Origin of the sequence: Undibacterium sp. Tian12W (genome assembly GCF_049339405.1) — a bacterium.
In the GTDB taxonomy this organism is placed as follows: Bacteria; Pseudomonadota; Gammaproteobacteria; order Burkholderiales; family Burkholderiaceae_D; genus Undibacterium.
The window spans coordinates 87,629-114,226 of sequence record NZ_JBMPPK010000014.1; the positions used below are offsets into that span (position 1 = coordinate 87,629).

Sequence of the window (26,598 nt, forward strand, 5' to 3'; positions counted from 1 at the left end):
CTGGAGTCTGAGTTTTCATCCAAAAGAAAGAAAATATGAATCAAGCTGTCTCTACCGAACCGCCAGCGCAGTTTACTGGCTATCAAAAATTTGTACTCGCCATACTGGCCTTCTTGCAGTTCACCATTATTCTGGATTTCATGATCATGTCACCCCTGGGTGCGATCTTGATGCCGGCATTGAATATCACGCCTTCACAATTTGGCGTGGTGGTGTCTGCCTATGCCTTTAGCGCGGGTATTGCAGGTTTTGCGGCAGCGGGTTTTGCTGACCGTTTTGACCGTAAAAAACTGCTGCTGTTCTTTTATGTTGGTTTTATCCTTGGTACCTTCCTTTGCGGTATCGCGCCTAATTTCTACTTCCTGTTATTTGCCCGCATCGTGACTGGCCTGTTCGGCGGCGTCATTGGCTCCATCGTGATGGCGATTACGACAGACTTGTTCCCTTTCAGCATGCGTGGCAGGGTCATGGGCGTGTTGCAGTCGGCGTTTGCAGGTAGCCAGATTCTGGGTTTGCCTATTGGTCTTTATCTGTCTGCTCACTGGGGCTGGCATGCGCCTTTCCTGATGATCGTGGGCATTGCAGCATTGGTCGGCGTGATTATCATCGCCAACCTGAAGCCGATAGACGGTCATTTGAAATTGCAATCTGACCGCAACCCTTTCCATCATTTGCGAGACACGATAGCAACACCAAGGTATTTGCTTGCATTTGCGGCAACAGGCTTCCTGAGTATTGGCGGCTATATGCTGATGCCATTCAGCAGCGCTTTTTCAGTGAATAACCTGGGTATTTCGATGAAGGAATTGCCTATCGTTTATCTGGTTACCGGATTCGGTGCGATTATTACTGGCCCTCTGGTGGGCAAGCTCAGCGACAAATTTGGTAAATATCGCGTATTTTTATTCGGCGCGGTAATGACCATCATCATGGCGCTGATCTATACCCGGCTTGGTGTCACACCTTTGTATATGGTTATCCTGGTCAATGTCTTGCTGTTTGTCGGTATTTTTTCCCGCATGATCCCTGCCCAGGCAATGATGTCGGCGGTGCCTGCGGCTGACAGCCGGGGTGCATTCATGGCGATCAATTCATCATTGCAGCAAATTGCCGGTGGTGTTGGTTCTGTGGTTGCCGGTATGATCGTCAGCCAGCCGGACGGTGGTGTGATATTGCATTTTGATTTGCTGGGTGACATTCTGGTTTGTACTGTGCTGCTGACCGCTGTCATGATGTATTTCATACACCGTATGGTGGCGAGACCGGTTGTTGCTGTTCCTGCCTGATCAATTGCATTTCAATTACTGATTTCAAAAAAATCTGGATGCTTTGCCATAAGGCGGGCGTTCAGATTTTAGCCATTCATTACCCTTTCATGGTCCTTTAAGCATAAAGGGCCAGTCCTTCCCCAGAGCTAAGGGGTATTTCCTCCTTTATTCCCCGCATCTTGTGCTTCTGTCATAGCCAATAATTACACCTGTACATTTGCGTAATCAAAGCAGCACTTGCTTTGAGGAAATAACAGGAGTCGGCAATGGCCGAAGATAGCGATCTCGAAAGAACCGAACCGGCCTCGCCCAAGCGCCTTGAACAAGCGCGGGAAGAGGGCGACGTTCCGCGTTCGCGCGAACTATCTACCTGTACCATCCTGCTGGCAGCAGGTGGCGCGCTCTGGGGCATGGGCGATGGCCTGGTGCGGCAACTGAGTCAGGCACTGGTGTCGGGCCTGTCGCTGGAGCGGGCGATCATCTATGACCATGAACTCTTTTTTTCGCAGGTTGCTGCCAGTTTGATGCAGGTGCTGATGGCTTTTGCACCTGTTGCCGGGTTGTTGGTGGTAGTGGCGCTGGGTTCACCTTTGTTGATAGGCGGCTGGCTGTTCAGTACCAAGGCGCTGACGCCGAATTTCTCACGCATGAATCCTATCTCTGGCCTCGGTAATATGATTTCTACCCGTGCCGGTGTGGAATTGATTAAGGCGATTGTCAAAACCATTTTGGTTGGCGTTGTTGCCTGGATCGTCATCATGGGGCAAAAGAATGCCATCTTTGCCTTGCCGCTGGAATCGTTGAAGTCTGGCCCTGCCCACGTAGGCCACATGATGGGTGTGTGTTTTCTGGCTATTGTCGGGTCGCTGGCAGTGATTGCTGCAATTGATGCGCCTTACCAGATGTGGCAGTACGCAGAAAAGCTGAAGATGACACATCAGGAAGTGATACAGGAATCCAAGGAGGCCAACGGTAATCCGCAAATCAAGGCGAAAATCCGCGCTCAGCAGCGTGAGATGGCACGCCGCCGCATGATGTCTGAGATTCCAACGGCTGACGTTGTCGTCACCAATCCGACTCACTTTGCAGTCGCCCTCAAATATACCGAAGGCGGCAACGGCGCACCTAAAGTCATTGCCAAGGGGGCAGATGCAGTCGCTGCAAAAATCCGTGAGCTGGCCAAGGAACACAATGTGCCCCTGCTGGAAGCGCCACCACTGGCGCGTGCCTTGTACAAACACACTGATCTCGGCGACGAAATACCAGAAGCCCTGTATGCCGCCGTGGCAGAAGTACTCGCTTATGTGTACCAGTTGCGCAGTTACAGCAAGGGTGACGGTAATAAACCTGTCAAACCAAATGATTTACATGTGCCACCAGAGCTTGATCCCAATAATCAAATACAGGATCAAACGCAAAATCAAGCACAGAATCAAACAGTTGATCAAGCAGGAGCCCAAGCATGAATAGCTTCACCTTGCCTGCCTGGATGAATGGCATGAACACCAGGGCGCTGGCTGCGCCTTTCCTCATCATCCTGATGCTGGCGATGATGATTTTGCCTTTGCCCGCTTTTATTCTTGACGTGTTCTTCAGCTTCAATATTGCGATTGCGATTATCGTTTTGCTGACCAGTTTATATACAGTCAAGCCGCTGGATTTCATGGTGTTCCCGACTGTGCTGCTGGTGAGTACGATGTTACGCCTGTCCCTGAACGTTGCCTCCACCCGCGTGGTGCTGACAGAAGGTCACACTGGCCCGGATGCTGCCGGTAAAGTGATCGAAGCGTTTGGCCACTTTTTGATTGGCGGTAACTACACTGTCGGTATCGTTGTCTTCGTTATCTTGACCATCATTAACTTTACCGTAGTGACCAAGGGTGCGGGCCGTATTGCCGAGGTGGGCGCACGTTTTGCCCTGGATGCGATGCCAGGTAAACAAATGGCGATTGATGCGGACTTGAATGCCGGTCTGATCGCCGAACAGGAAGCCCGCCGCCGCCGTACCGAAGTAGCGCAAGAAGCAGAATTTTATGGCGCCATGGACGGTGCCAGTAAATATGTACGTGGCGACGCGGTTGCGGGAATCATGGTCACGGTCATCAATATAGTCGGTGGCCTGGTGGTGGGTATGGTCCAGCATGATCTGGATTTTGCCACTGCTCTGAAAAACTATACGCTGCTGGCGATTGGTGATGGCTTGGTCGCGCAGATTCCTTCACTGATTATCTCAACTGCTGCCGGTGTCGTGGTCTCCCGCGTGGCCAGTGATCAGGATATCAGTGGTCAGTTGATAGGCCAACTGTTCGCCAAACCTCAGGTCATGATCATCACTGGCGGCATTATTGGCGGCATGGGCATCATACCTGGCATGCCGCATATCGCCTTTATTCTGCTGGCAGCCATACTGGTTGGTGGTGGCTATATGCTCAACAAGCGCGGCCAGGTTGCACCTGTGGTTGAAGAAAAGGTAGATGCTCCTGCCAGCACTGGTCAGGAAATGGAAGAAGCGACCTGGCAAGATATCCTGCCTGTTGATACCCTGGGTCTGGAAGTTGGTTATCGCCTGATCCCTCTGGTGGATAAAAACCAGGGTGGTGAGTTGTTACGCCGTATCAAAGGCATACGCAAAAAATTTGCTCAGGAAGTGGGCTTTTTATCGCCACCTGTACATATTCGCGACAACCTGGAATTGAAACCCTCTGCCTACCGTATCACCCTGAAGGGGGTTGAAGTCGGTGCCGGTGAGGCATTGAATGGCCAGTATCTGGCGATCAACCCTGGCATGGTCACTGGGAATTTACCTGGCACGCTGACCAATGATCCAGCCTTTGGCCTACCCGCAGTGTGGATAGATGCCTCCATGCGCGAACAGGCTCAAGCAATGGGCTATACCGTGGTTGATTCTGGCACAGTGGTTGCCACCCATTTGAACCATTTGATCACCAGCCATGCGGCTGAATTGCTGGGTCGTCAGGAAGTACAGTTGCTCATGGATCACCTGGCAAAAGACATGCCGAAAATGGTGGAAGAGCTGGTGCCAAAAGCCCTGCCTTTGTCCATCCTGCAAAAAGTATTGCAAAACCTGCTTGTCGAGGGTGTGCATATCCGCGATATGCGTACCATTATTGAGACTCTGTCTGAGCAAGCCATGCATACCCAGGATGCGAATGAGCTGACAGCTCAGGTCAGGATAGCTTTGGGCCGTGCCATCATCCAGCAAATCTTCCCGACCGGGAATGAGATGACAGTCATGACCCTGGACAGCCGTCTTGAACGCCTGTTGATGCAGGCCCTGCAAACCAGTGGTTCGGATGGCTCAGGCATAGAACCTGGCCTTGCCGATACCTTGGCAAGCCAGACCGAGGCCGCTGCTCAGCACCAGGAACAAATGGGCCTGACACCGGTGTTGCTGGTGCCCGCGCCATTACGGGCCTTGCTGTCACGCTTCCTGCGCCGCAATTTGCCGCAACTTAAAGTCTTGTCACACGCAGAAGTACCTGAAACAAAAACCATTAGAGTCACCAGTCTGGTCGGAGGTCAATCATGAACGTCAGAAAATTTACCGCGAATACTTCTCGCGAAGCATTGCGCATGTTGCGCGATGCTTTGGGGGCAGATGCCGTGATCCTGTCCAACCGTAATGTGGGCGGCAAGGTGGAGATTCTGGCCATGGCCGACGAAGCCATCAACTCTATTGCACCGGATGCTGCAGACGCACTTGCAATGCCAGAGATGCAGCCAATTCCGCAGGTACCTCAGGTGCCACGCTTTGCGCCACGCTTCCAGAATGAGGACGCAGTCAGCTTGCATCGCCCTCTGGAAAGGCAAGTAGAGCGGAGCATGAATGTGCCAACCTTCAAATCACAGACAGGTGCGAGCAGCTTTGCCAGTGACATCGAGGCACCTGTCAATGCCAATGAGTTGAATGATGTCATGTCAGAAATCCGGGCCATGCGCAGCATGCTGGAATCTCAGCTGGCAGAAATTTCCTGGACACAAACGCAAAAACGTCAGCCACAAAAAGCAGAAATCCTGCGTGAGTTGCTGGCTACCGGTTTTAGCGCCAGTCTGTCACGCTACCTGGTAGAAAAACTGCCTGAAACTGGCAAGCTTGAAAATGGTCTGGACTGGGTCAAGAATGTGCTGGTGCGCAATCTTTCTACTATCGACAATGAAAACGAAATGCTGGAAAAAGGTGGCGTGTATGCCCTGGTCGGCCCTACCGGTGTGGGCAAGACCACGACTACGGCCAAGCTGGCTGCCCGTTGCGTGATGCGCCATGGCCCTTCCAAGCTGGCATTGATCACGACTGACGGTTATCGTATCGGTGGCTTTGAACAATTGCGCATCTACGGCAAAATCCTCGGCGTGATGGTGCATGCGGTCAAGGATGAGGCAGATTTGCGCATTGCCTTGTCCGAGCTCAAGAACAAGCATACCGTCCTGATCGATACTGTCGGTGTCAGTCAGCGCGACAAAATGGTGACTGAACAGGTGGCGATGTTGTCTGGAACAGACACTCCGGTAAAGCGTTTGTTGTGCCTGAATGCGACTTCAACAGGCGAAACCTTGAGCGAAGTTGTACGCGCCTATCAGGGCAATGGCCTGGCAGGCTGCATCCTGACCAAGCTTGATGAAGCGGCGACTATCGGTGGTGCACTGGATATCGCGATACGCCAGAAACTCATGGTGTATTACATCGCCAGCGGCCAGCGTGTGCCCGAGGATCTGCATATAGCCAATAAATTGTATTTGATCGACCGCGCTTTCAAACTCAAGCGTGAGACGGCAGCTTTCCGTTATCTGGATGAAGAATTACCGTTGCTGATGGCGGGTGCAGTTTCCGCACAAGCATCAGGACGTGCTGGTCAGGAGGTGTCCCTTGGCTAGTTTCGATCAGGCAGAAGGCCTGCGCCGCATGCTGGCGGGGCCAAAACCACGGGTATTTACCTTTTTGTCCGCCTTGAGGGAAGATGAAAAGAGCGGCATGCTGGTGAATCTGGGGGTGTCACTGGCACGCCAGGGTAACCAGGTCTTGATGGTGGATACACGCTCTTCAGAAAACAGTGTCGGTGCCTGGTTGAATGCGAACCTTGATCAGACCTTATTGGATGTAGCGAGACAACAGCGTACAATGAAGGAAGCAGTCAAATTGGTGGCTGCTGGCCTGTCGGTGACGATGCTGGCCCGTCATGCATGGCTGCCGCCAGAAAATACGCGGCAATTGTCCAAAGTGTTTGATGTGGCGGCCAACCGTGCGGACCTGGTGATCGTGGATAGCGAGATCAACCTGGATGACAGTTTTCCGCTGGCGACGCTGGATGACAGCGAGCTGGTGATACAGGTTTCTGCTGATCCTGCCATGATCAAGGCTGCTTATGGATTGATCAAGCGTGTGAGCAACAGGCTGGGTCGGCGCGGTTATGGTATTTTAGTGTCCGGTGCATCGGAAAAAGAGGCAAGATTGATTTATACGAATATGGCGCAGGCGGCCAGCCGTTACCTGGCGGTGCCACTGCACTACGTTGGCCATGTGCCGGAAGATGAACACGTAAGAAAGGCTGCACATTTGGGACGCTCTGTGATTGATGCTTTTCCTAAAGCCCTTGCTTCGCTGGCATTCTCCCGGCTGGCTGAACAATTGGCAAAGACCGCGCGTTCCACCTTATGTGCAGAGGGAGTCCCTGAGCTGGGTGTCGGTCTCGGAATGTAATCAGAAAAATGTACACCGCGAGCGGAAAATCAGATAAAAACTTCCTTTTGAGGGAGCATGCGCCTCTGGTCAAGCGTCTGGCTTACCAGTTGAAGGCGCGCCTGCCTCCCAGTGTGGAGGTGGACGATCTCGTGCAGGCCGGTATGATAGGCCTGCTGGATGCCGTTAACCGCTACGAAGATACCCATGGCGCCCAGTTTGAAACCTATGCGGTACAACGCATACGGGGTGCCATGCTGGATGAATTGCGTAGTAGTGACTGGCTGCCGCGTGGCGTGCGCCAGAACATGCGCAAGATAGAAAATGCCATGAATGTGCTACAGCAAAAGCTGGGCAGGCCACCGCTGGAAACCGAGGTGGCGAAGTCACTCAAGCTGAGCCTGGAAGAGTACCAGAACCTGCTGACCGACAGCGGCGGGCATCAACTCGTCTATTACGAAGACTTTCATGATGCCGACACAAAGGAGCATTTCCTTGACCACTATTGCTCCGATTTTTCTGGCGATCCGCTGCAGGATTTGCTGAATGACGACTTCCGTGACGCCGTCATCGGTGCGATAGACAGCTTGCCGGAGCGCGAGAAACTGCTGATGGGTCTGTACTACGAGCAGGAGTTGAATCTCAAGGAAATTGGTGCCGTGATGGGGGTATCAGAGTCACGGGTCTCACAATTACATAGTCAGGCGGTTGCCAGGCTCAGGGCATACTTAAGGGAGAAAGCGTGGACTGGGCTAGCGTAATCGGATTGGTACTGGTGATATTTGGCATAGTCACCGGACAGTTGATGGAAGGCGGGCGCCTGTCTTCTCTGGTGCAACCCGCTGCCTTTGTCATCGTGGTGGTGGGTACGCTGGGCGCCGTGCTGCTGCAAAGCCGGCTCAATACCTTCAGGCGTGGCGTGCGCATGCTGCGCTGGATCGTTTCTGAACCACCAGACAGCAGTAAAAAAAATATCGCAGATGCTTTGATCTGGAGTGTGGTTGCCAGGCGTGAAGGTTTTTTGAGCCTTGAGCGTTATATGAATGCCTCATCCGACCCTTTCATCAGCAAGGGCCTGCGTCTGGTGATCGATGGCATAGACCCGATACGCCTGAAAGACATACTTGATGTCGATATTTCACTGTATGAAATGGAGCAACGCCAGGCTGCCAAAATCTGGGATGCTGCCGGTGGTTATTCACCTACCATAGGCATTTTGGGGGCGGTGCTGGGGCTTATCCATGTGATGGAAAATCTGAGCGACCCGTCCAAACTCGGTGGCGGCATCGCTGTTGCCTTTGTTGCCACTATTTACGGTGTGGGCATGGCCAATTTGTTGTTTTTGCCAATCAGCAATAAATTAAAAGAAATCATAGGCCGCGAAGTTACGCGCCGTGAAATGTTGTCTGATATTTTTTATAGTATCGCTCTGGGTGACAGCCCGCGTGTGGTGGAAGAAAGACTGACCAACCATCGCAATTAAGCGATGCAGTGAAACTGAAAAAATATACTTATGGCAAGGAAAAAATATCACGAAGAACCAGACAACCATGAGAGATGGCTGGTTTCTTACGCGGATTTTATTACCTTGCTGTTTGCCTTTTTTGTTGTCATGTATGCCATTTCTTCGTTGAATGAGGGTAAATACCGGGTCTTGTCCAACTCACTGACCGGTGCCTTTGGCAAAGTCATGACGGTGAATCCCAAGCCTGTCGATGCGCAGATTGAGCAAAAAATCAAGCTCGATCCCTTGCCTCTGGTTAAAAACCGTATCAATGAAGGTTTGCGCAAAGAAAAAGCGCAAATGACGACCATGGCCAAAGATATTATGACCGTGCTGGAGCCACTGGTGCGCGAAGGCAAGGTCAGGGTCACTCAGACTAGCCGTGGTATCACTATAGAAATCAATGCCAGTCTTTTGTTCGCTCCTGGTGATGCGCGCCTGAATGTCGATTCCATACAGGCACTGAGGGCGATTGCCGGTGTTCTCAAGATTGATACCCATGCGATACAGGTCGAGGGGCATACTGATAATCTGCCTATCAATAACCCCATCTTCCCGTCAAATTGGGAATTGTCGGCTGTACGCGCCAGTACGGTTGCCCGTTTGCTCACTGAAAATGGGGTGGATGAAAACCGTGTGACTGCTGTAGGGCAGGGGGCAAAACTGCCTGTCAGTGATAATGACACACCGGAAGGGCGAGCCAGGAACAGGCGCGTATCCGTCACCATACTGGCAGTATTGCCTGAGCCTGCGGTAGAGGTACCCTTGAGCCCGGCATCTGGGCCGGCAGCAACATCATTGCCTGCACAAGCGGCGCGGCCAGTGGCGGCATCCTTGTCTGGCACGGCGCCGGGGCCTTGAAAGCCTGAAAATCCTGGAGATTAAGAAGTTTTGCCAGTTGCGGGCGGGATAGTCAGCGCAGTATTGTCAGCTGAGTATGTTCAGCGCAGTTCGATAAAGGTAAGGAAGTCGTGATCAGAGATAGTCTCCGGCGAAATCACCAGAGCGTCATCAATGCGCAAGCAGGATCGTGCAAGCTCGATCAGGTAGCGATATAGCCCTTGCCGAGCGTAGTTTTGACGGTCGATTGACCGTTGGGCCCATACATGGAGCCGGCCTGATTATTATTTTTTTGCAGTAAATGCAAGGTTGCCTGGTTCAGCGATAGTCTGCGATTGATCAGCAAACCATTGGTGCGGTTGTCTTCTTTGGCTTGCACAGTCAGTTGCAATAGCGCATCCCAGTCTTGAGCACTGGTTTGAGCGACGCCAGCTTGCTGCAAATAAGCCTGCATGCCGTCTATGTCAGCATTAAATCCAAGTTCATTCAAAAAGCTGTTACGCTTTTTTTCCAGTTCTGTCATTTTGACCACAAGCTGTCCCTTGCTCTGGGTAAAATCATTGAGCTGGACTATATCGCTTTCTACCAATGCCGCCTGCTCTTGCTTGAGCAAATCAGCGAGCGAAGACATGATGCTCACTTCTTCTTGCAGGCATTGTTGAATAGCGCTATGTCCGGAACCTGTTGCGTTCATTTGTTAACGTTTTCTGGAGTTGAGCAAATCTTTAACTGTTTCTAGAAGCCCGTCAGCGACTTTTTCTGAATTGACTTGGAAGCGTCCTTCAGAAATGGCCAGCTTGATAGCTTCCACCTTCTTCGTCTCAAACACAGCACTGCTTGCTTGCGTACTTTGCAAGGCTTGCAGCTGTGAAGACAGGGTCGAAATTTGTACTTTCGACGAATTCGCCACGGGTACCGCGGTTTCTGCGGGTTTTTCCGTGCGAGCCTGTTGCGGGCTGACTGGCAGTCCCGCGGTCTTATTTAGTGCGTCATCAATTTTCACAGCGATACCCTCAGTGTGGGACTTACAAACATCTACATCCAGTTTATCGGCTGTGTAATTTTAAACTTTAACCTTACTGTGAAAAAATATTGCATGTACTTAATTCCAGCTACAAATATCTTGCTATCAGTAAACTATTTCTATAATGCCACCATTCTTGGCAACACCGCTGACGGTTTGCCCTGAACTGGTCTTGGCCTTGGCAATTTGTCCATCTGCCGCATTATTGAGGGCGATGGCATCTGTTGTCACTTGGAAACCTGGGCCATTGCTGATGACCCGCACCGATTGTCCTTGTTGCACTACCGCAGGGCTTTTCAGGGCATCAAGGCGCATGACGCCGCCAGAAGCCATCGAAACCTGCATGGTTTTGCCTATCGCCTGCTCGGGCGCGGTGATGACGCCGGCGGGCAATTTCGCAATATCACCCCTTTGTTTGTTTAAATCGCTGAGTGAGATGACTTGCCCATGGGTAAGCGCATTGGCTGCCACGTAATAATCTGCAGTCACTTGCACGTTCGCCTGCAAATACACCAGCCAGGGAGCGGGGGCCGTGCAGCGTATTGCCAGGGTGACTTTCCCCCAGGGTTTGCTGCCAGGTAATAAATAAGGGCTGGGGTTGTCGCAGGCTTGCAGATTGAGGCGTTTATCGACTTCGCCCACTGTTACCTGTACGTCATTGCTAAGGCCGGATGCCTGCATTGTCAAAAAGTCCAGAGCGATCTTGCGCAACTGCGCAGCGTCCTGAACCTGGCTGATGGGTGCAGCCTGACTCAGGCATGTCAGGCTCAGCAAGGACAGAGCCAAAACTTGCTTGTAGTTGGGTTTGCTGAATATCTTTGCGGCTTTCATCATGTTTTCTGCCGGGGTTGTGCTGAACTCCATTTTAGGATTCGCAGGCGTTTTTGAATGCTTGAATAAACGGGTTTTTCCCTTTCTGCTCGCCTGATCAAACTTGCGCCCTGACGAATAAGATGCAAGGTATAGAAAACCCTTGTGTGCCTTAAGCGTATGGCGCGATGGCGAAGGAGAGGAAGATGGTTGGCAGGTTAGATGACTTTTTGAAATTCCATGAGGCTGCACTATCAGTTCGTGGACAGCGTCAGCAGTTGCTCGCATCCAATATTGCCAATGCTGACACGCCCAATTACAAGGCGAAGGATATTGATTTTTCCAGCGCGCTGAGCCATGCCTTGGGGCAAAACCTGAACCAGTCGCCAACCGCCTTGAGCAAGACTGCAGATCAGCATATAGACACTCCGGGTAGCGTGGCAGGCATGACACCACAATATCGCCCCACAGTACAGGGCAGTGTTGATGGCAATACCGTTGATATGGATGTGGAACGCAATCAATTTACCGACAATGCCCTGCGTTATGAGGCCAGCCTGACCATCATCAATATGCAGATCAAGAATATGTTGGCAGCGATACAGGGATAATCAAGGATAACCATCATGTCACTCTTTAATGTCTTCAATGTTGCCGGATCAGCCATGAGTGCGCAGTCTCAGCGTCTGAATGTGGTGACCAGTAATCTTGCCAATGCCGACAGTGTCACCAGCTCAGACGGTACGCCTTACAAGGCCAAGCAGGTGGTATTCACTGCAGTGCCGGTCGCGGGCACGGCTTCTACAGCAGTCAAGGTAAATGAGGTTGTAGAAGATACTAATCCGCCTAAACTGATGTATGACCCAAAACACCCTATGGCAGATGAAAAAGGCTACGTCGCCATGCCGAACGTGAATGTAGTGGAAGAAATGGTGAATATGATTTCAGCATCACGTTCATATCAAAACAATGTAGAAGTCATGAATGCAGCAAAAACCATGCTGCTGAAAACCTTGACTTTAGGGCAATAGGATTTTCTGTAAGGAATAGATCATGGCTACCACTGGCGTACAAAGCAGCACCGTCGATCCAACATTGCTGGCGACGATGAACGGAGCAAAAGCTTCGACAAATTCGACTGAAGATGCAAAAAACACCTTTATGACCTTGCTGGTCACCCAGCTAAAGAATCAGGACCCGCTGAACCCCATGGACAATGCCCAGGTGACCAGCCAGCTTGCCCAATTATCAACGGTCTCGGGTATCGATAAATTGAATGCATCTGTGACCGCTCTGGGTGCCAGTTTCCAGAGCGGGCAAAACCTGCAGGCTGCCAATATGATAGGCCATGGCGTGATAGCCCCGGGCAATACCATGGTAGTCACTGATGGCAAAGGGATTTACGGTGTTGAATTGCCACAGGCAGCCAGCAATGTTGACGTGGTGATCCGTGACAGCTCAGATGCCGTAGTCCGGAAGATAACGCTGGGTGCTTTGCCACAAGGTGTAAATACCCTGACCTGGGATGGTAAAACCGATGCGGGTACGACAGCCGCCAACGGTGCCTACAAGTTTGAATTTGTCGCCAATGCGGCAGATAAAAAACTGGATGCAACCAGCCTCGCATTTGGCGTGGTATCCAGCATCACCTCTGGCTCTCAGGGCTTGAAGCTCAGTCTGCCGAATATTGGTGATATAAGCATGAATGATGTAAGACAAATTTATTGATCCTTGGAGTAATCCTGTATCAAATCCTGCAGTAAAAAGTGAACGAACTAGCCTAAGTAAGGGAGAAATATCATGGGTTTTCAACAAGGACTGAGTGGACTTAACGCCGCTTCCAAATCCCTGGATGTGATTGGTAATAATATTGCCAATGCCAGCACCGTGGGTTTCAAGCAGGGACAGACGCAATTTGCCGACGTTTATGCCAACTCACTGAATGGCTCTTCTGCAGGTACGGTTGGTATTGGTACCAAGGTGTCGGGCGTCGTGCAGCAATTCACGCAGGGTAATATCTCAACGACGAATAACCCGCTGGATATTGCAATCAACGGTGGCGGCTTCTTCCGCATGTCGACCAATGGTGCGATTACCTACACACGTAATGGTCAGTTCCAGCTCGACAAACTCGGTAATATCGTCAATGCGCAAGGTGCACAATTGACAGGTTATGTAGCCAATGCCGCCGGTGTATTGTCGACTGGTGCCGCTGCGCCTATCAATATCAATACTGCTGATATTCCGCCTGCGCAAACAACGACCATCAATGCAGTCATGAATCTCGATTCGCGTAAGCTGGTTCCAGGCACGCAATTGCCAGCGACCATACCGCCAGTGATTACCCCTATCGCATTCAGTGCGACTGATCCGACTACTTATAGTAGCTCGACCTCGGTAGCGGTATTTGATAGTCTGGGTAACTCGCATGTGGTCCAGTCATTTTTTGTTAAACGTGACAATATTAATCCGGCTCCTCCAACCTTACCTGTCACCATCGAATGGGATGTCTTCGCTACGGTGGATGGTGTCTTGATTAATGGTGCTGGTGCTACAACAAATTCCATTACTCGCCTTGGCTTTGATAACCTGGGTAGATTGAGTAATGTGACGCCACAGTTTTCTGCAACTGATCCGCGTGCAACCACTTTGACAGTGCCCGTCAGTACAGGTGCGGTGACGCCAATTAATACAACACTGGATATCAAATACGATTTCACCGGTACGACGCAATTCGGTTCTGATTTCAGCGTCAGTAAAAATACCCAGGACGGTTATGCGTCCGGCAAACTGGCGAAGTTCAATACGGCCAAGGATGGCACTATCGTCGGTAGTTACACCAACGGCAAGACATCTGTTCTGGCGCAAGTGGTGCTGGCGAATTTTACCAATCCTAACGGTTTGCAATCGACGGGTGACAACCAGTGGATAGAAACGGCGGCTTCTGGTAATTCCCTGGTCGGCCCACCAAATTCTGGCGCATTGGGAACCTTGACTTCGTCTGCGACAGAAGATTCCAATACAGATTTGACGGGTGAGTTGGTGAATATGATCACGGCACAACGTGTTTATCAGGCCAATGCACAAACCATTAAAACCCAGGATCAGGTTTTGCAGACGCTGGTCAACCTGCGTTAATAGTGATTTTTATTTGAATTGACATGCGTCTTTTAAATCTCAGGCAAACAGGAGCAGCTCATGGATAGACTGGTATATACCGCGATGACCGGTGCCAAGCATATCCTTGAGCAGCAGGCTACCGTCTCACATAATCTGGCCAATGTCTCGACCACTGGTTTCCGGGCGCAGCTGGATTCATTCCGTGCCGTGCCTGTCAAAAGCGATGGTCTCGCTACCCGCGCTTTCGTCGTGGATGCCACGGTCGGTACTGATTTTTCTACCGGCGCCATGCAAAACACCGGGCGTGAACTGGATGTGGCAGTTGAAGGCAAGGGCTGGTTGGTGGTGGAGAAGGCAGATGGCACCGAGGCCTTTACCAGGCATGGCAGTTTGAGGGTCAATGAAAACGGTATTTTGCAAACCCAGAGTGGTTTGAATGTCGTCGGTGATGGCGGGCCCATCACCATACCGCCGGAAGTATCAATTGCGATTGCCAAAGACGGTACGGTATCGACCATACCCACCGGCACCAAGCCAAATGCAGTGCAAGTCATAGGCCGCCTGAAGCTGGTCAACCCACCAGAAGAAAATCTGGTGCGCGGCGATGATGGTTTATTCAAAACCAAGGACGGCGTAGCCGTTGATGCTGACCCTCTGGTCGGTGTGGCTGGTGGCATGCTGGAAAACAGTAATGTGAATGTCGTCGAATCCATGGTCAACATGATTAATCTCGCGCGCAGCTTTGAAATGCAAATGAAGCTTTTGCAGAATGCCGAGAATAACGCCACTAAAGCCAGTCAGATCCTGACTTTGAGTTGAGTGCTGATGTAGCACAATAGCCTTGTAGAAGTCTTTGCCGCGAAAATCAAGCGATGCAAAGTAAACCAGGGCAAAAGGGGAAAGCAATGATACGTTCACTATGGATAGCCAAGACTGGCCTCGATGCGCAGCAAACGCAGATGGATGTCGTATCCAATAATCTGGCCAACGTCAGCACCAATGGCTTCAAGCGTTCACGTGCCGTGTTCGAGGATTTGCTGTACCAAAATATACGCCAACCTGGAGCACAAAGTTCGCAACAAACGCAATTGCCGTCTGGCCTGCAACTCGGTACAGGTGTTCGCCCGGTTGCAACAGAAAAGATTTTCACGCAAGGCAATTTGCAGCAAACTGGTAATAGCAAGGATGTGGCAATTCAGGGGCAGGGCTTTTTCCAGGTCTTGCTGCCTGATGGTTCTACTGCCTATACCCGTGATGGTTCCTTCCAGACTGATAACCAGGGGCAGTTGGTCACTTCCAGCGGTTTTGTTATTCAGCCTGCGATTACTATTCCTGCCAATGCACAATCGATTACGGTCGGGCGTGATGGCACGGTCTCGGTGACCCAGCCAGGTTCGATAGCACCTGTGCAGGTCGGCTCACTGCAACTGGCTACGTTTATCAACCCTGCTGGTTTAATGGCGATGGGTGAAAACCTGTATGTAGAAACTGCAGCCTCTGGCAACCCGGGGACGAATACGCCTGGTACCAATGGCGCCGGCTTGCTGATGCAAAGCTTTGTTGAAACATCGAATGTGAACGTGGCAGAAGAGCTGGTCAATATGATACAGACCCAGCGAGCCTATGAAATCAACAGCAAGGCGATCACTACTTCAGACCAGATGTTGCAACGACTGTCGCAACTGTAATGAATTAACCGGCATCCATATGGATGTACCCTGGTGAGTGAGCACATGATGACCTATACAAAATTATCCCTACTCTTGCCGCTGCTGGCACTGACGGCTTGCGCGATGACGCCGCCTCCTATCGTGCACCAGCCCACATCCATTCCGGCGCAATCAGCCAGGCCGCAAAAGCAGGCGAATGGTGCAATTTTCCAGCAAGCCACTTATCGCCCATTGTATGAAGATGCGCGGGCCCGTCTGGTAGGCGACACTCTGACCATATCCATCGTCGAAAAAACTTCTGCGGGCAAGGCAGCTGCAGCGTCGAACAGCAAATCTGGTGCAGCGTCCTTTGCTGCCCCTACGGTATTTGGTGTGCCGGCAACGACCACGGCACAGGCTGGTCTGGCGACTTCTTCATCGACCAAATATGATGAAAAGGGCGCACAGACTGCCAGTAATAATTTTACCGGCACGATCGCCGTCACTGTCATTGATGTGCTGCCTAACGGGAATTTGCTGGTCAGCGGTGAGAAACAACTGGCCTTTGATAAAGGAGCAGAATTCGTGCGTTTTTCTGGTGTGATCAATCCCACCACGATAGCAGCAGGTAATGTTGTCGCTTCGACGCAGGTGGCAGATGCGCGATTTGAATATCGCTCTACATCGAAGATTGATATGACAGAAATGAGTTCGATGTTTTCGCGGTTTTTCCTTAGTTTCCTTCCTTTATAGCGAATTTTTTAGCAAACTCTCAGGGTAGTTTTATGAACGCACTTTCCACCTCCAGAATGATCAGGGCAGCCATGCTTGCCATGGCAGTCATGACTGCCATGATCGCGCCGGAAAGTCGGGCAGAGCGCATCAAGGACCTGGCAGGCATACAGGGCGTGCGGCAAAATCAGTTGCTTGGTTATGGGCTGGTGGTCGGTCTCGATGGCAGTGGTGACCAGACTACGCAAACCCCGTTCACAGTGCAGAGTATCATCAGCATGATGCAGCAACTGGGCGTCGCCATCCCTGTGGGAACCAGCCTGCAATTAAAGAATGTGGCCGCAGTCATGGTGACTACCTCCTTGCCAGCTTTTGCCCAACCCGGGCAGACCCTGGATATCACGGTGTCGTCCATGGGTAACGCAAAAAGTTTGCGTGGCGGCACGCTGTTAATGACACCTTTAAAAGGTGCGGATAACCAGATTTATGCCATGGCACAAGGGAATGTGCTGGTTGGTGGCGTGGGTGCTTCGGCAAACGGCAGCAAGGCCCAGGTCAATCATTTAAGTGTCGGTAAAATTTCTGGTGGTGCGACGGTTGAGAGGGCGGTACCCAATTCAGTTTCACAGGGATCTACCATACAGCTGGAGTTGAACAGCTCTGATTTTTCTACCGCCAGCCGTGTGGTGGATGCGATTAACCGCCGCTTTGGCCCGGACACGGCAGCCGCCATGGATGGCCGTGTGATACAGGTGAAAGCACCAATTTCTGCCGATCAACGCGTGAGCTTTCTCGGCAATCTGGAAAATATTGATGTGACGCCAGCGCAAATGGCAGCGAAGGTGATCTTGAATGCCAGGACTGGCTCTATCGTCATGAACCAGGCAGTGACGCTGGAAACCTGTGCGGTCGCCCACGGCAATCTGTCTGTCGTCATCAATACCGACAATACAGTGAGCCAGCCAAATGCACTGGCGGCCGGACAGACAGCGCCTACTGCCAATTCAACCGTCACGATCTCGAAAGATGCGGGTCAATTGATGATACTAAAGGCTGGTGTTTCACTGGCTGAAGTGGTCAAGGCCCTCAATGCCATAGGTGCGACACCGCAAGATTTGCTGGCCATATTACAGGCCATCAAGGCATCCGGTGCCTTGCGTGCAGACCTGGAAATTATCTAAGGAATCGCGATGATAGGGCGCACCGATTTCACCGATAAAACAGCCTTTGACACCAAAGGTCTGGATGAACTCAAGCAATCGGCCAGGAATAATTCGCCCGACGCAATCAAGGGTGCTGCTCAACAGTTTGAGGCGCTGTTCTTGAACGTGATGCTGAAGTCCATGCGCCAGGCCGGTGGTCAGGATGGCATGTTTGACAGTGAGCAAAGCCGTATGTACACCTCCATGCTGGATCAGCAATTGTCACAGACCATGGCCAAGAAAGGCGTGGGCCTGGGAGATGTGCTGGTCAGGCAGTTATCAAATAATGCCATGAACCAGGCGCTGGAATCAGACCCTGCCACCGGCTCGGGTAGTCTGACCAACCCTGCCAGCATGCGCGGTATCAACACTTATCTGGATAACCTCAAATTCGAACAAATGCCCGCAAATGCGCCAAAAACCGCGTTTACCGGGCCAAACCACGTGCGCGAGTTCCAGGAGAAATTGTCTGCCCATGCTGAGCAGGCCAGCCAGGAAACCGGTATCCCCGCCAAATTCATGTTGGGCCAGGCTGCTTTGGAAAGTGGTTGGGGGCGCCGTGAAATCAAGACCGTGGATGGTTCGACCAGCCATAATATCTTTGGCATGAAGGCGACCAAGGGCTGGAAAGGCAAGACAGTTGATGCAGTTACAACAGAATATGTGAATGGCGTAGCCCAGCGCAGGGTTGAAAAATTCAAGGCTTACGATACTTATGCTGATGCATTCAAAGACTATGCTAAATTGATCACCAAGAATCCGCGTTATGAAAACGTGATGGCTAATGCCAAAGATGCAACAAGCTTTGCCCAGGGCTTGCAAAAAGCCGGTTATGCGACCGACCCTGAGTATGCCAACAAGTTGACAAAGATTATCAAAAACTCCCTTTCTACGTAATCTCACCATAGGTTTCTCCAGTGAAAGTGCAATCAGATTAAAGTTTTACCGAAACGCACCGAAAACATGATTGATGGCACTGGGTGGCTAACTTAGCAAAAGAGCAGGTTCAATTATGGGATCAAATATATTTGGTATTGGGCAATCAGCACTGTCCGCTGCACAGCTGGGCATTGCGACGACCGGTCATAATATTGCCAATGCGTCAACTCCTGGCTATAACCGCCAAACTATCCTGCAAGCTGCGAATGAACCGCAAAATCTCGGCGGCTCATTTATCGGGCAAGGGGTGTCGGTTACGCAGATACAGCGCCAATACAATTCTTTCCTGGCTGGTCAGGTCAATGCTTCCCAATCAACAAAAAACCAGGCTGATGTGTATTACAGCCAGATCAGTCAGATCAATAACCTGGTGGCAGACCCCACCGCAGGTGTGACGCCTGCTTTGCAAGATTTTTTCAAGGCTTTCCAGAATCTGGCTGCCAGCCCTAACGGTACGGCTGGCGCTGCTGCGCGCCAGGCTGCATTGTCGTCAGCACAATCGCTGGCTGGCCGCATCAATGGTTTGGAAACACGTCTCGACCAGATCACTGACGACGTCAATGGGCAAATTGGTACGACTGTCGGTGCCATCAACAGCTATGCTTCGCAAATAGCCAGTTTGAATGACACTATAGAAAGAGCCAAGGGTCTGTCTAGCAGTAATAGTGGCCCCAATGATTTGTTGGATCAAAGGGATCAACTGATCACTGAACTGAGCAAGCTGACCAAGGTCAGCGTTGTGCCGCAAGGCGAAAAATATAATGTGTTTATTGGCAATGGCCAGCCACTGGTACTTGGCAGCAATGTGACGCAACTGCAAGTCGGCCAGTCATTGACTGACCCCAGCCGTACTGAAGTTTCTTACCTCGTCAACGGTTCTTCAGTCTTGTTGCCTGAAAATAGCTTTGGCGGTGGTAAACTTGGCGGCTTGTTCGACTTCCGCTCAAGTACACTGGATGTCGCCAAAAACAGCATAGGCAGGATAGCGATAGGCCTGGCCACGCAATTTAACGACCAGCAAAAACTGGGGCTGGATTTGAACGGGCAGGTTGGCGGTGACTTCTTTACAGTTGCGGCTCCTGTATCAACACCGAGCGCGCTCAATACGTCTACGGCTGCGATCAATGCGTCTATCACTGATACAAGCGCTTTGACGACCAGCGACTATCGCCTGCAATTTGTGGGTGGCAATTATAAAATTACCCGTTTGTCTGATGGTGCAACGCAGTCTTCTGCAACTTTGCCTTTGAAATTTGATGGTATTAATTTTCAATTGGCCCCACCGCCGGCTGCGGCAGTTCCGGCAGCAGGCGATGAATTCCTGATCAGGCCGACAGCAGCAGGTGGTTCGAGTTTGGCGGTGGCGATTCAAGACCCTGCCAAGCTGGCCGCAGCTGGACCTTTGACGACATCTTTCCCGACCACCAATACGGGCACGGGCAAGATCAGTGTTGGTGTTGCCGATTCGCAGGTGGCATCTGCCAGCAATTCTGCAACGGCGACGATTAGCCCGGCAACTGCCGATGATTCTTATGTTGGTTCGACCCTGAATTCACCAGTCAACCTGACATTTGCTTCGCCAGCGAATACTATTTCCGGTTTTCCTGCGGGTGCAACAGTATCGGTTAAAGTCGGCGCTGTTACAACTACTTATCCGCCACCAGCGACTGTTCCTTACACCAGTGGTGCAACCATCAGTTTTAGTGGCGTCAGCTTTTCTATCAAGGATGGTGCTGCTCCGCCAGCCAATGGCGATGTGTTTACGGTATCCAAGGCTTTGCCGATAGCACCTAGTACGCTGACATTTAACTCCGCTGGTAATACGCTCACTGGTTTCCCGGCTACGGCCAATGTCACGGTAACAAATGCGGGTGTAGCAACCACTTATCCGGCAGGTACGGCAGTACCATATACATCTGGTTCCACGATCAGTTATAACGGCTTCAGCTTCTCTGTGTCTGGCAATCCTGCCAATGGCGATGTGTTTAATATTGCTCCGAATACCAATGGCTCTGGTGATAACCGTAATGCGGTTTTGTTGAGCAATCTGCAAACGAAAAATACTGTAGGTGGTGGCACGACCACCTTCCAGGGTGGTTATGCCCAGTTCGTCAGCCTGGTGGGTAACAAGGCACATGAATTGCAAATTACCAGTGCTTCAGAAACAAAATTGCTGGCGCAAAATATCACTGCACAGCAAACTGAATCAGGTGTGAATCTCGATGAAGAAGCCGCCAACTTATTGCGCTATCAACAGGCATATCAGGCGGCAGGCAAGTTGATGCAAATTGCAAGTACATTGTTTGACTCCTTATTGGCGTTGGGCAGATAGAGGTTATTATGCGTATCAGTACCAGCACTATTTATCAAACTGGCGGCTCCAATATTAGCGATCTGCAGTTCGGTTTGAACAAGACCCAACAGCAAATCGCTGCTGGCCGTCGTGTATTGACACCGGAAGATGATCCGATTGCCTCTGCACGCGCGCTGGTGATTTCCCAGTCAGATTCTTTAAATACCCAGTTCGCCACGAACAGGCAAGCTGCCAAGAATAATCTCAGTATTGCTGAAAGTACGCTGAGCAATGTTACCGATACGCTGCACAATATCAAGGCGTTAATTGTGCAGGCGGGCAATGGTTCTTACAACGATACCGACCGTGGATTTATCGCCCAGCAATTGCAAGGCAATCTTGATCAGTTATTTGGTCAGGCAAATGCGACTGATGGTGTCGGCAATTACTTGTTTTCTGGTTTTAATACGACTACCGCCCCTTATACCAAGACAGCGGGTAGTGCTGTTTATAATGGTGATCAGGGGCAGCGCTTTATCCAGGCAGACACCTCAAGGCAAATACCCCTCAGTAGCCCTGGCATAGATATTTTCCAAAATATCCGTACCTCGGCTGGCCAGTTCAATGTGCAGCCAAATCCGTCTAATGTAGGCACCGCGGTCGCTGCAGCTACAATTAATACCGCTACTTCAGCGAATCTGACGGGTAATAATTACGAAGTGGCGTTTGATAATCTGGGTACTTCATTCACTGTGACAAATAAAACCACAGGTAATGTGGTGGTTCCATTGACCCCGTATGTTAGCGGCGCGACGGTTACTTTTGATGGTATAGATTTGAATGTCACCAACGCGGGTGGTCCACCAGTTGCCGCGCCAGGCCCAAACGATAAGTTTTCAGTGCAGCCAGGTAATCAAAATATCTTTGAAACTGTCACCGATATCATCAATGCCTTGAACACGCCTGCGGGTACTGCGGCAGCAAAAAAAGATTTGACTGCAGCGCTTACACAAGGCAATAACAATATCGACAAGTCTTTGAATAATGTATTGACCGCGCGCGCGCAACTGGGCACCAGCCTGAAAGAGATTGATGACCTTGATAGTGAGGGTGATGCCAAAGGCGTCGCTTTCAAACAGGATTTGTCTTCTTTGCTGGACCTGGATTATGCCAAGGCGATTACTGAACTCAATCAGCAACAAACTACCTTGCAGGCAGCGCAGCAGTCATTTGTCAAGACATCTGGCCTGTCATTGTTTGACTATATCCGTTAAGAGTCTCTGATATTCAGATTTAAATTCAGATTTAAATTCAGGTTTAAATTCAGGTTTAAATTCAGGTTCAAAAACAAAAAGCAGCCTCGGCTGCTTTTTTTTCAGGTCATCCTGACTTTTAAATCTTTTCCATATCTTCTGCATCAAGTGCTATGACATGGGTTTGCATGATGCCACGTTCATCATGCCATTCACGCACGACACAAGGTGCGCCTTCTTCATCAATGGCAATGACCTTGAAAAACTGACCTATCATCGATTCTATGAGGATGCGTTCATCTGCAGGAAAACTCTTGATAAATCTTTTGTCGAGATTGACTACGCGGACGATATCACCTAAAACGACGGGTTGGTTTTTGCAATCGACAGCAGCTTGAGGTGCAGACATGGCTATTTCCGGTAAATTATTTTCAGATATTGTACTTGGTCTCTGCCATTCTGCCGCAGGCAAAATAAAAAGGCTTGATTGTTTCAAGCAATCAAGCCTTTCAGATTTCAACTCTTGGTGTCAGGAAGTTTTCTTTTCCCGTGCTACCCAATACAGCGCAATGATGATCAATGCGTAAGGGATCATGGACAGGGCATTGGCATTGACACCTTCAAAGAAGGGGTTGTTTGCCGTCGCCCAGTCGCCGATTTTCTTGTCAAAATCAGTCAGGATACCTGCCGTGAAGGCAATCACAATACCAGCCAGCGCACCACCGGCAATATAGCCGGAAGACAGCAAGACACCAGAACTGCGGTCGCCCGCTGCCTGTTTCTCTTCTTCACTGAGATGCTTGTTGTGCTCCAGCTTGTTGTTACGACGATCTACCGCCCAGCGTATCATGCCGCCAACAAACAGCGGGGCAGAGGATGATAGTGGCAAATACACGCCCACCGCAAAGGCCAACGATGGGATGCCTGCCATTTCCAGTACCAGCGCAATCATCACGCCAAACAAGACCAGGGTCCATGGTAGTTGCCTGTCCAGGATACCCTTGATGATGTAAGACATCAGCACGGCTTTAGGTGCATCGTATTTCTTGACTTCAGTACCATCAGGGCGTTTGTTGTAAGCACCATTGATACCCGGGTCAACCAGATAGACTGCCTTACCTGCATTGTCGACAAAGTATTTACCGGCAGGGCCGCCGACATTGTCATTCTTGTGCCAGACCTTGTATGTGCCTTTGTCTGTATCAGCTTGTGGTCCTTGCAGTTGCGCAGTGTCAGTCAGTTTCGATGCATCTGTCTGCAGAGCTGGGGCAACTTGCGCTGCTGGTACATAGACCGTGCCAGAATCATTCAACTTCAACAGGATAGGGCCAAGTATCAGGGCAGACGACAGCGCACCTGCCAGAATTGCATATTGCTGCAAACGCGGTGTCGAACCAACGATGTAACCGGTCTTCAAATCCTGTGACGTCGTACCGGCATTACTGGAAGCGATACAGACGATCGCACCGACAGACAGGGCCGTCACATAGTATTGACCACCAGTCCAGCCCATGATCAGGAAGATCAGGCAGGTGAACAGCAGGGTCGCTACCGTCATGCCAGAGATAGGATTGGAAGAAGAGCCAATCTCACCAGTCAGACGGGACGATACGGTGGCAAACAGGAAGCCGAATACCAGGATCAGCAAGGCACCCAGGAAGTTCATGTGCAGCGGTGTCGCAAATGTAATGACAGCAATAATGGCCAGCGCACCGATGACGACCCACTTCATCGGGATATCCTGGTCAGTACGCAGCGGTGCAGTGGCTGCCGCTGCGCCTTTACCGAGACCGGACAAACCAGCCGACAGGCTGCGCCAGATAGTCGGCATCGCACGCATCAGGCTGATCAGGCCACCGGCCGCAACCGCGCCAGCGCCGATGTACAGAATGTAAGCGCCACGCACATCATGTGAGCTCATTTCGCTGATAAGCTTGGTTCCAGGGGCCAGAGGCACACTCAATGCATCACCAAAGAACTTGATCATGGGTATCAGCAAGAGATAAGACATGACACCACCAGCTGCCATGACGGATGCAATACGCGGGCCGATGATGTAGCCTACGCCCAGCAGCTCAGGCGATACTTCTGCGCCCAGCGAACCACCTTTGAGTGGGGCACCGAATACGACTTCCGGCGTATCTTTCCAACCCTTCAAAGCGACGTTGGCGATCTTGTATAAAAGACCGATACCAAAGCCGCCAAAGATAATCGCCGCACGTTTGCTGGCATCATCTGCTGCGTTGGGATTATTTGTTTCACCAGCAGCTTCGCGGGAAGAGTCAGTCGCTGCTGCTTTCAAGACCTCGGCACAGGCCGTGCCTTCTGGGTATTTCAGCTCATCATGTTTTTCCACGATCATGGTTCTGCGCATGGGGATCATGAGCAAAATACCCAGTAAGCCACCCAGGCAGCCAACCAGCATGACGCGGGAAATTTCCAGGTCAAAACCCAGGATCAGGATAGCCGGCATGGTCACGCCCAGGCCAAAGGCCAGGGACTCACCAGCGGAACCTGCGGTCTGGGTAATACTGTTTTCCAGGATGGTCGCATCTTTTGCGCCCAGCTTATTACCCAGACGGAACAGGGTGATGGCAATCACCGCTACCGGTATAGAAGCACTGACGGTCAAACCGACCTTGAGTACCAAATACAATGAAGATGCACCGAAAACCATGCCTAGCAAGACACCCATGATCAGGGCTCTTGCGGTCATTTCGGGAAGCTGGGCTGAGGCTGGGATGTAGGGTTTGAAACCCGGCTTGGCATCAGGTGTTGACATTTCTGTTGGCATTGGTCTACCTATTGTTGTCAAAAAAGCTGAATAAGAGGGTGATCTGTTTCCAGCACGGCGAATAAATAATCCCCCTCTGGTCTCCTGAGGGGGGTAGCTAAAAAAACATAAATATTCGCGCATTATCACGCTTTTTTCAGCCTATTTGCAATGCCATCCTTAAACTTGTTGCATCTCCTCCTGTTTGCTCAGGCGCGGCAAGACCGTAATGCCCCGGATGATAGGATTTTTTGCGGCAAGTATCGCCAGCAACAAGGCTGCCACACCGGCAAAACCCAGGGCATAGCGCAAACCCATGTGTTCACCCAACCAGCCACCTATCAGTGCACCAGGCCCGGCGGGTATCAATATCAGCCAGCGCATAGTACTGGTCATGCGGCCCAACATGGCTTCTGGCGTGACAGCTTGGCGCAAAGCCAGGAAGTTAATGAAAATCAGCACGCCACCTATGGAGAAGCACATCAGCATGAAACCAAATGCGGCGATACCCCAGTTATTGGTCGGTGCTAAAGCCAGCAAGCCCCAGCCCAGACCGCAGACTGCCACGCCCAGTACCATGCATGGGCCAGGCCCGATATTGCGGCTGATACGGCTGCCATATACACTGGCGATAATCGTACCCACACCCATACCCATATAACTAAGGCCAACGGCCTGCTCGGACAAACCTAGTTCGCGAGTAGCAAACAGAATTTGCACCACCAGAGCCGCGTTATAACAAAGCTGCCAGCCACCCACCGTCAGTGCCAGTGCGATCAGCAAAGGTTTATTGACGACAAAGGACAGGCCTGCCTTCAAGTCACGCCAGAAATGTGCGTCTGCACGTGGCTCCCTGACTTCATTGACATGAATGCCGCGCAAGATCACAGCGGATGTCAGTAAAAGAATTGCATCAGCCAGCAGGGCTATCGGTGCCCCCAGCAACTTGATCAATGCGCCAGCCGTGGCAGGGCCCGCAACTTCAGCCCCTGAGGTTGCCAGTGCATTTTTTGCATGTGCTTCCACCAGGCGGTCACGTGGCACGATCTGTGTCAGTACGATTTGCGAAGCCGTACCCGCCGTGGTATTGACCACACCTATCATGAAGCCAACTACATATAGCCAGCTCATGTTCAGATAACCCAGCCACCAGGCTACAGGCACGCTGGCGACCGAGATGGAGATCATGATTTCGCCAACTACATACACTGGCAGCTTGCGTACCCTGTCCAGCCATACGCCAGAGGGCAGTGACAGCAAGACAAAGGGCAGGATTTCCATGAAGGTCAGCATGCCCATCTGTGTGGCACTGGCATGCAGCAACAGGGCGGCAGTCAGCGGCAGGGCGAGCATGGTGACCTGGGCACCAAATGAGCTGATCAATATCGAAGTCCAGAGACGCCGATACACAAGATCGCGTAATAAATCCCTTTCCGGGAGCGAAAACAGTCCTAAGATTTTATTTTTCATAATGAGCAATACAATAATTTGCCCGT

Annotated in this window: 25 protein-coding genes; 19 read left to right on the plus strand and 6 right to left on the minus strand. The window is 51.2% G+C overall.

Features of this window, described 5'->3' with window-relative positions; all coding sequences use genetic code 11:
* Window positions 1-35: 35 nt before the first annotated feature.
* The 8 genes from ACO0LI_RS18525 (at window position 36) to motD (ending at window position 9,328) form a co-directional block, all read left to right on the plus strand.
* The gene (locus tag ACO0LI_RS18525; RefSeq protein ID WP_423034365.1) at window positions 36-1,286 is read left to right on the plus strand and encodes an MFS transporter; all 1,251 of its coding nucleotides are present in this window, start codon (window positions 36-38) and stop codon (window positions 1,284-1,286) included.
* Window positions 1,287-1,534: 248 nt separating this feature from the next.
* Window positions 1,535-2,734: a flagellar biosynthesis protein FlhB gene (flhB, locus tag ACO0LI_RS18530; RefSeq protein WP_423034367.1), complete on the plus strand. Its 1,200-nt coding sequence runs from the start codon at window positions 1,535-1,537 to the stop codon at window positions 2,732-2,734.
* Entirely contained in the window at window positions 2,731-4,818 is a 2,088-nt protein-coding gene (gene flhA, locus ACO0LI_RS18535) for a flagellar biosynthesis protein FlhA (RefSeq protein ID WP_423034369.1), read from the plus strand. Before flhB ends, flhA begins: the two co-directional genes overlap by 4 nt.
* Entirely contained in the window at window positions 4,815-6,161 is a 1,347-nt protein-coding gene (gene flhF / locus ACO0LI_RS18540) for a flagellar biosynthesis protein FlhF (protein ID WP_423034371.1), read from the plus strand. Before flhA ends, flhF begins: the two co-directional genes overlap by 4 nt.
* Window positions 6,154-6,984: a MinD/ParA family ATP-binding protein gene (locus ACO0LI_RS18545; RefSeq protein WP_422952106.1), complete on the plus strand. Its 831-nt coding sequence runs from the start codon at window positions 6,154-6,156 to the stop codon at window positions 6,982-6,984. Before flhF ends, ACO0LI_RS18545 begins: the two co-directional genes overlap by 8 nt.
* Window positions 6,985-6,992: 8 nt before the next feature.
* On the plus strand, window positions 6,993-7,724 hold the full coding sequence (locus tag ACO0LI_RS18550; RefSeq protein WP_162040915.1) for an RNA polymerase sigma factor FliA: 732 nt from the start codon (window positions 6,993-6,995) through the stop codon (window positions 7,722-7,724).
* Window positions 7,706-8,446, plus strand: coding sequence for a flagellar motor protein (locus ACO0LI_RS18555; protein ID WP_422952105.1), 741 nt, complete (start codon window positions 7,706-7,708; stop codon window positions 8,444-8,446). Before ACO0LI_RS18550 ends, ACO0LI_RS18555 begins: the two co-directional genes overlap by 19 nt.
* A 30-nt stretch (window positions 8,447-8,476) precedes the next feature.
* Entirely contained in the window at window positions 8,477-9,328 is an 852-nt protein-coding gene (motD, locus tag ACO0LI_RS18560) for a flagellar motor protein MotD (RefSeq protein ID WP_423034373.1), read from the plus strand.
* 181 nt (window positions 9,329-9,509) lie between these two features.
* On the opposite strand, the gene ACO0LI_RS18565 is transcribed toward motD, so the two are convergent.
* The 3 genes from ACO0LI_RS18565 to flgA form a co-directional block, all read right to left on the minus strand.
* Entirely contained in the window at window positions 9,510-10,001 is a 492-nt protein-coding gene (locus ACO0LI_RS18565; protein WP_162040918.1) for a flagella synthesis protein FlgN, read from the minus strand.
* Between the two features lie 3 nt (window positions 10,002-10,004).
* Window positions 10,005-10,310 (minus strand): flagellar biosynthesis anti-sigma factor FlgM, encoded by a 306-nt coding sequence (gene flgM / locus ACO0LI_RS18570; RefSeq protein ID WP_423034375.1) that lies wholly within the window; start codon window positions 10,308-10,310, stop codon window positions 10,005-10,007.
* A 126-nt stretch (window positions 10,311-10,436) separates the two neighbouring features.
* The gene (flgA, locus tag ACO0LI_RS18575; RefSeq protein ID WP_423034377.1) at window positions 10,437-11,165 is read right to left on the minus strand and encodes a flagellar basal body P-ring formation chaperone FlgA; all 729 of its coding nucleotides are present in this window, start codon (window positions 11,163-11,165) and stop codon (window positions 10,437-10,439) included.
* A 182-nt stretch (window positions 11,166-11,347) separates the two neighbouring features.
* On the opposite strand from flgA, the gene flgB reads away from it, so the two are divergent.
* The 11 genes from flgB to flgL all read left to right on the plus strand — a co-directional run bounded on the left by flgB (window position 11,348) and on the right by flgL (window position 22,350).
* Window positions 11,348-11,752 carry a flagellar basal body rod protein FlgB gene (gene flgB / locus ACO0LI_RS18580; RefSeq protein WP_422952101.1) on the plus strand — a complete coding sequence of 135 codons (405 nt, stop codon included), beginning with the start codon at window positions 11,348-11,350 and terminating at the stop codon, window positions 11,750-11,752.
* A 15-nt stretch (window positions 11,753-11,767) separates the two neighbouring features.
* Window positions 11,768-12,172 (plus strand): flagellar basal body rod protein FlgC, encoded by a 405-nt coding sequence (gene flgC / locus ACO0LI_RS18585; RefSeq protein WP_422952100.1) that lies wholly within the window; start codon window positions 11,768-11,770, stop codon window positions 12,170-12,172.
* A 22-nt stretch (window positions 12,173-12,194) separates the two neighbouring features.
* Window positions 12,195-12,869 carry a flagellar hook assembly protein FlgD gene (locus tag ACO0LI_RS18590; RefSeq protein WP_422952099.1) on the plus strand — a complete coding sequence of 225 codons (675 nt, stop codon included), beginning with the start codon at window positions 12,195-12,197 and terminating at the stop codon, window positions 12,867-12,869.
* Window positions 12,870-12,941: 72 nt separating this feature from the next.
* Window positions 12,942-14,279, plus strand: a complete 1,338-nt coding sequence (gene flgE, locus ACO0LI_RS18595) for a flagellar hook protein FlgE (RefSeq protein ID WP_422952098.1) — start codon at window positions 12,942-12,944, stop codon at window positions 14,277-14,279.
* 60 nt (window positions 14,280-14,339) lie between these two features.
* Window positions 14,340-15,080 (plus strand): flagellar basal-body rod protein FlgF, encoded by a 741-nt coding sequence (flgF, locus tag ACO0LI_RS18600; RefSeq protein ID WP_423034379.1) that lies wholly within the window; start codon window positions 14,340-14,342, stop codon window positions 15,078-15,080.
* A gap of 86 nt (window positions 15,081-15,166) precedes the next feature.
* Window positions 15,167-15,949, plus strand: a complete 783-nt coding sequence (gene flgG, locus ACO0LI_RS18605; RefSeq protein WP_422952096.1) for a flagellar basal-body rod protein FlgG — start codon at window positions 15,167-15,169, stop codon at window positions 15,947-15,949.
* A gap of 45 nt (window positions 15,950-15,994) precedes the next feature.
* Window positions 15,995-16,663, plus strand: coding sequence for a flagellar basal body L-ring protein FlgH (locus ACO0LI_RS18610; protein WP_422952095.1), 669 nt, complete (start codon window positions 15,995-15,997; stop codon window positions 16,661-16,663).
* Window positions 16,664-16,734: 71 nt separating this feature from the next.
* Entirely contained in the window at window positions 16,735-17,823 is a 1,089-nt protein-coding gene (locus ACO0LI_RS18615; RefSeq protein ID WP_422952181.1) for a flagellar basal body P-ring protein FlgI, read from the plus strand.
* 9 nt (window positions 17,824-17,832) lie between these two features.
* Window positions 17,833-18,741 (plus strand): flagellar assembly peptidoglycan hydrolase FlgJ, encoded by a 909-nt coding sequence (gene flgJ, locus ACO0LI_RS18620; RefSeq protein ID WP_423034381.1) that lies wholly within the window; start codon window positions 17,833-17,835, stop codon window positions 18,739-18,741.
* Window positions 18,742-18,856: 115 nt separating this feature from the next.
* Window positions 18,857-21,115: a flagellar hook-associated protein FlgK gene (gene flgK, locus ACO0LI_RS18625; protein WP_422952093.1), complete on the plus strand. Its 2,259-nt coding sequence runs from the start codon at window positions 18,857-18,859 to the stop codon at window positions 21,113-21,115.
* Window positions 21,116-21,123: 8 nt separating this feature from the next.
* Complete coding sequence (gene flgL / locus ACO0LI_RS18630; RefSeq protein WP_423034383.1) at window positions 21,124-22,350, plus strand: flagellar hook-associated protein FlgL; 1,227 nt, start codon at window positions 21,124-21,126, stop codon at window positions 22,348-22,350.
* Window positions 22,351-22,468: 118 nt separating this feature from the next.
* On the opposite strand, the gene ACO0LI_RS18635 is transcribed toward flgL, so the two are convergent.
* The 3 genes from ACO0LI_RS18635 to ACO0LI_RS18645 form a co-directional block, all read right to left on the minus strand.
* Window positions 22,469-22,738 (minus strand): hypothetical protein, encoded by a 270-nt coding sequence (locus ACO0LI_RS18635; protein WP_423034385.1) that lies wholly within the window; start codon window positions 22,736-22,738, stop codon window positions 22,469-22,471.
* 120 nt (window positions 22,739-22,858) lie between these two features.
* A complete protein-coding gene (locus tag ACO0LI_RS18640) occupies window positions 22,859-25,123 on the minus strand; it encodes an OPT family oligopeptide transporter (RefSeq protein WP_423034387.1) in 2,265 nt (754 codons plus the stop codon).
* Window positions 25,124-25,282: 159 nt separating this feature from the next.
* Window positions 25,283-26,572: an MFS transporter gene (locus ACO0LI_RS18645; RefSeq protein WP_423034389.1), complete on the minus strand. Its 1,290-nt coding sequence runs from the start codon at window positions 26,570-26,572 to the stop codon at window positions 25,283-25,285.
* Between the last annotated feature and the right edge of the window lie 26 nt (window positions 26,573-26,598).

What these genes read in the sequence shown, in the direction of transcription:
- flgG (WP_422952096.1), top strand. Translation starts at nt 15,167, where the DNA reads ATGATACGTTCACTATGGATAGCCAAGACTGGCCTCGATGCGCAGCAA.
- ACO0LI_RS18635 (WP_423034385.1), bottom strand. Translation starts at nt 22,738, where the DNA reads ATGTCTGCACCTCAAGCTGCTGTCGATTGCAAAAACCAACCCGTCGTT.
- motD (WP_423034373.1), top strand. Translation starts at nt 8,477, where the DNA reads ATGGCAAGGAAAAAATATCACGAAGAACCAGACAACCATGAGAGATGG.
- flgB (WP_422952101.1), top strand. Translation starts at nt 11,348, where the DNA reads ATGGTTGGCAGGTTAGATGACTTTTTGAAATTCCATGAGGCTGCACTA.
- ACO0LI_RS18565 (WP_162040918.1), bottom strand. Translation starts at nt 10,001, where the DNA reads ATGAACGCAACAGGTTCCGGACATAGCGCTATTCAACAATGCCTGCAA.
- ACO0LI_RS18610 (WP_422952095.1), top strand. Translation starts at nt 15,995, where the DNA reads ATGATGACCTATACAAAATTATCCCTACTCTTGCCGCTGCTGGCACTG.
- ACO0LI_RS18590 (WP_422952099.1), top strand. Translation starts at nt 12,195, where the DNA reads ATGGCTACCACTGGCGTACAAAGCAGCACCGTCGATCCAACATTGCTG.
- flhA (WP_423034369.1), top strand. Translation starts at nt 2,731, where the DNA reads ATGAATAGCTTCACCTTGCCTGCCTGGATGAATGGCATGAACACCAGG.
- ACO0LI_RS18615 (WP_422952181.1), top strand. Translation starts at nt 16,735, where the DNA reads ATGCTTGCCATGGCAGTCATGACTGCCATGATCGCGCCGGAAAGTCGG.
- flgJ (WP_423034381.1), top strand. Translation starts at nt 17,833, where the DNA reads ATGATAGGGCGCACCGATTTCACCGATAAAACAGCCTTTGACACCAAA.
- flgE (WP_422952098.1), top strand. Translation starts at nt 12,942, where the DNA reads ATGGGTTTTCAACAAGGACTGAGTGGACTTAACGCCGCTTCCAAATCC.
- flgA (WP_423034377.1), bottom strand. Translation starts at nt 11,165, where the DNA reads ATGATGAAAGCCGCAAAGATATTCAGCAAACCCAACTACAAGCAAGTT.
- ACO0LI_RS18640 (WP_423034387.1), bottom strand. Translation starts at nt 25,123, where the DNA reads ATGCCAACAGAAATGTCAACACCTGATGCCAAGCCGGGTTTCAAACCC.
- flgF (WP_423034379.1), top strand. Translation starts at nt 14,340, where the DNA reads ATGGATAGACTGGTATATACCGCGATGACCGGTGCCAAGCATATCCTT.
- flgC (WP_422952100.1), top strand. Translation starts at nt 11,768, where the DNA reads ATGTCACTCTTTAATGTCTTCAATGTTGCCGGATCAGCCATGAGTGCG.
- flgK (WP_422952093.1), top strand. Translation starts at nt 18,857, where the DNA reads ATGGGATCAAATATATTTGGTATTGGGCAATCAGCACTGTCCGCTGCA.
- ACO0LI_RS18645 (WP_423034389.1), bottom strand. Translation starts at nt 26,572, where the DNA reads ATGAAAAATAAAATCTTAGGACTGTTTTCGCTCCCGGAAAGGGATTTA.
- flhF (WP_423034371.1), top strand. Translation starts at nt 4,815, where the DNA reads ATGAACGTCAGAAAATTTACCGCGAATACTTCTCGCGAAGCATTGCGC.
- flgL (WP_423034383.1), top strand. Translation starts at nt 21,124, where the DNA reads ATGCGTATCAGTACCAGCACTATTTATCAAACTGGCGGCTCCAATATT.
- ACO0LI_RS18550 (WP_162040915.1), top strand. Translation starts at nt 6,993, where the DNA reads ATGTACACCGCGAGCGGAAAATCAGATAAAAACTTCCTTTTGAGGGAG.
- flhB (WP_423034367.1), top strand. Translation starts at nt 1,535, where the DNA reads ATGGCCGAAGATAGCGATCTCGAAAGAACCGAACCGGCCTCGCCCAAG.
- ACO0LI_RS18525 (WP_423034365.1), top strand. Translation starts at nt 36, where the DNA reads ATGAATCAAGCTGTCTCTACCGAACCGCCAGCGCAGTTTACTGGCTAT.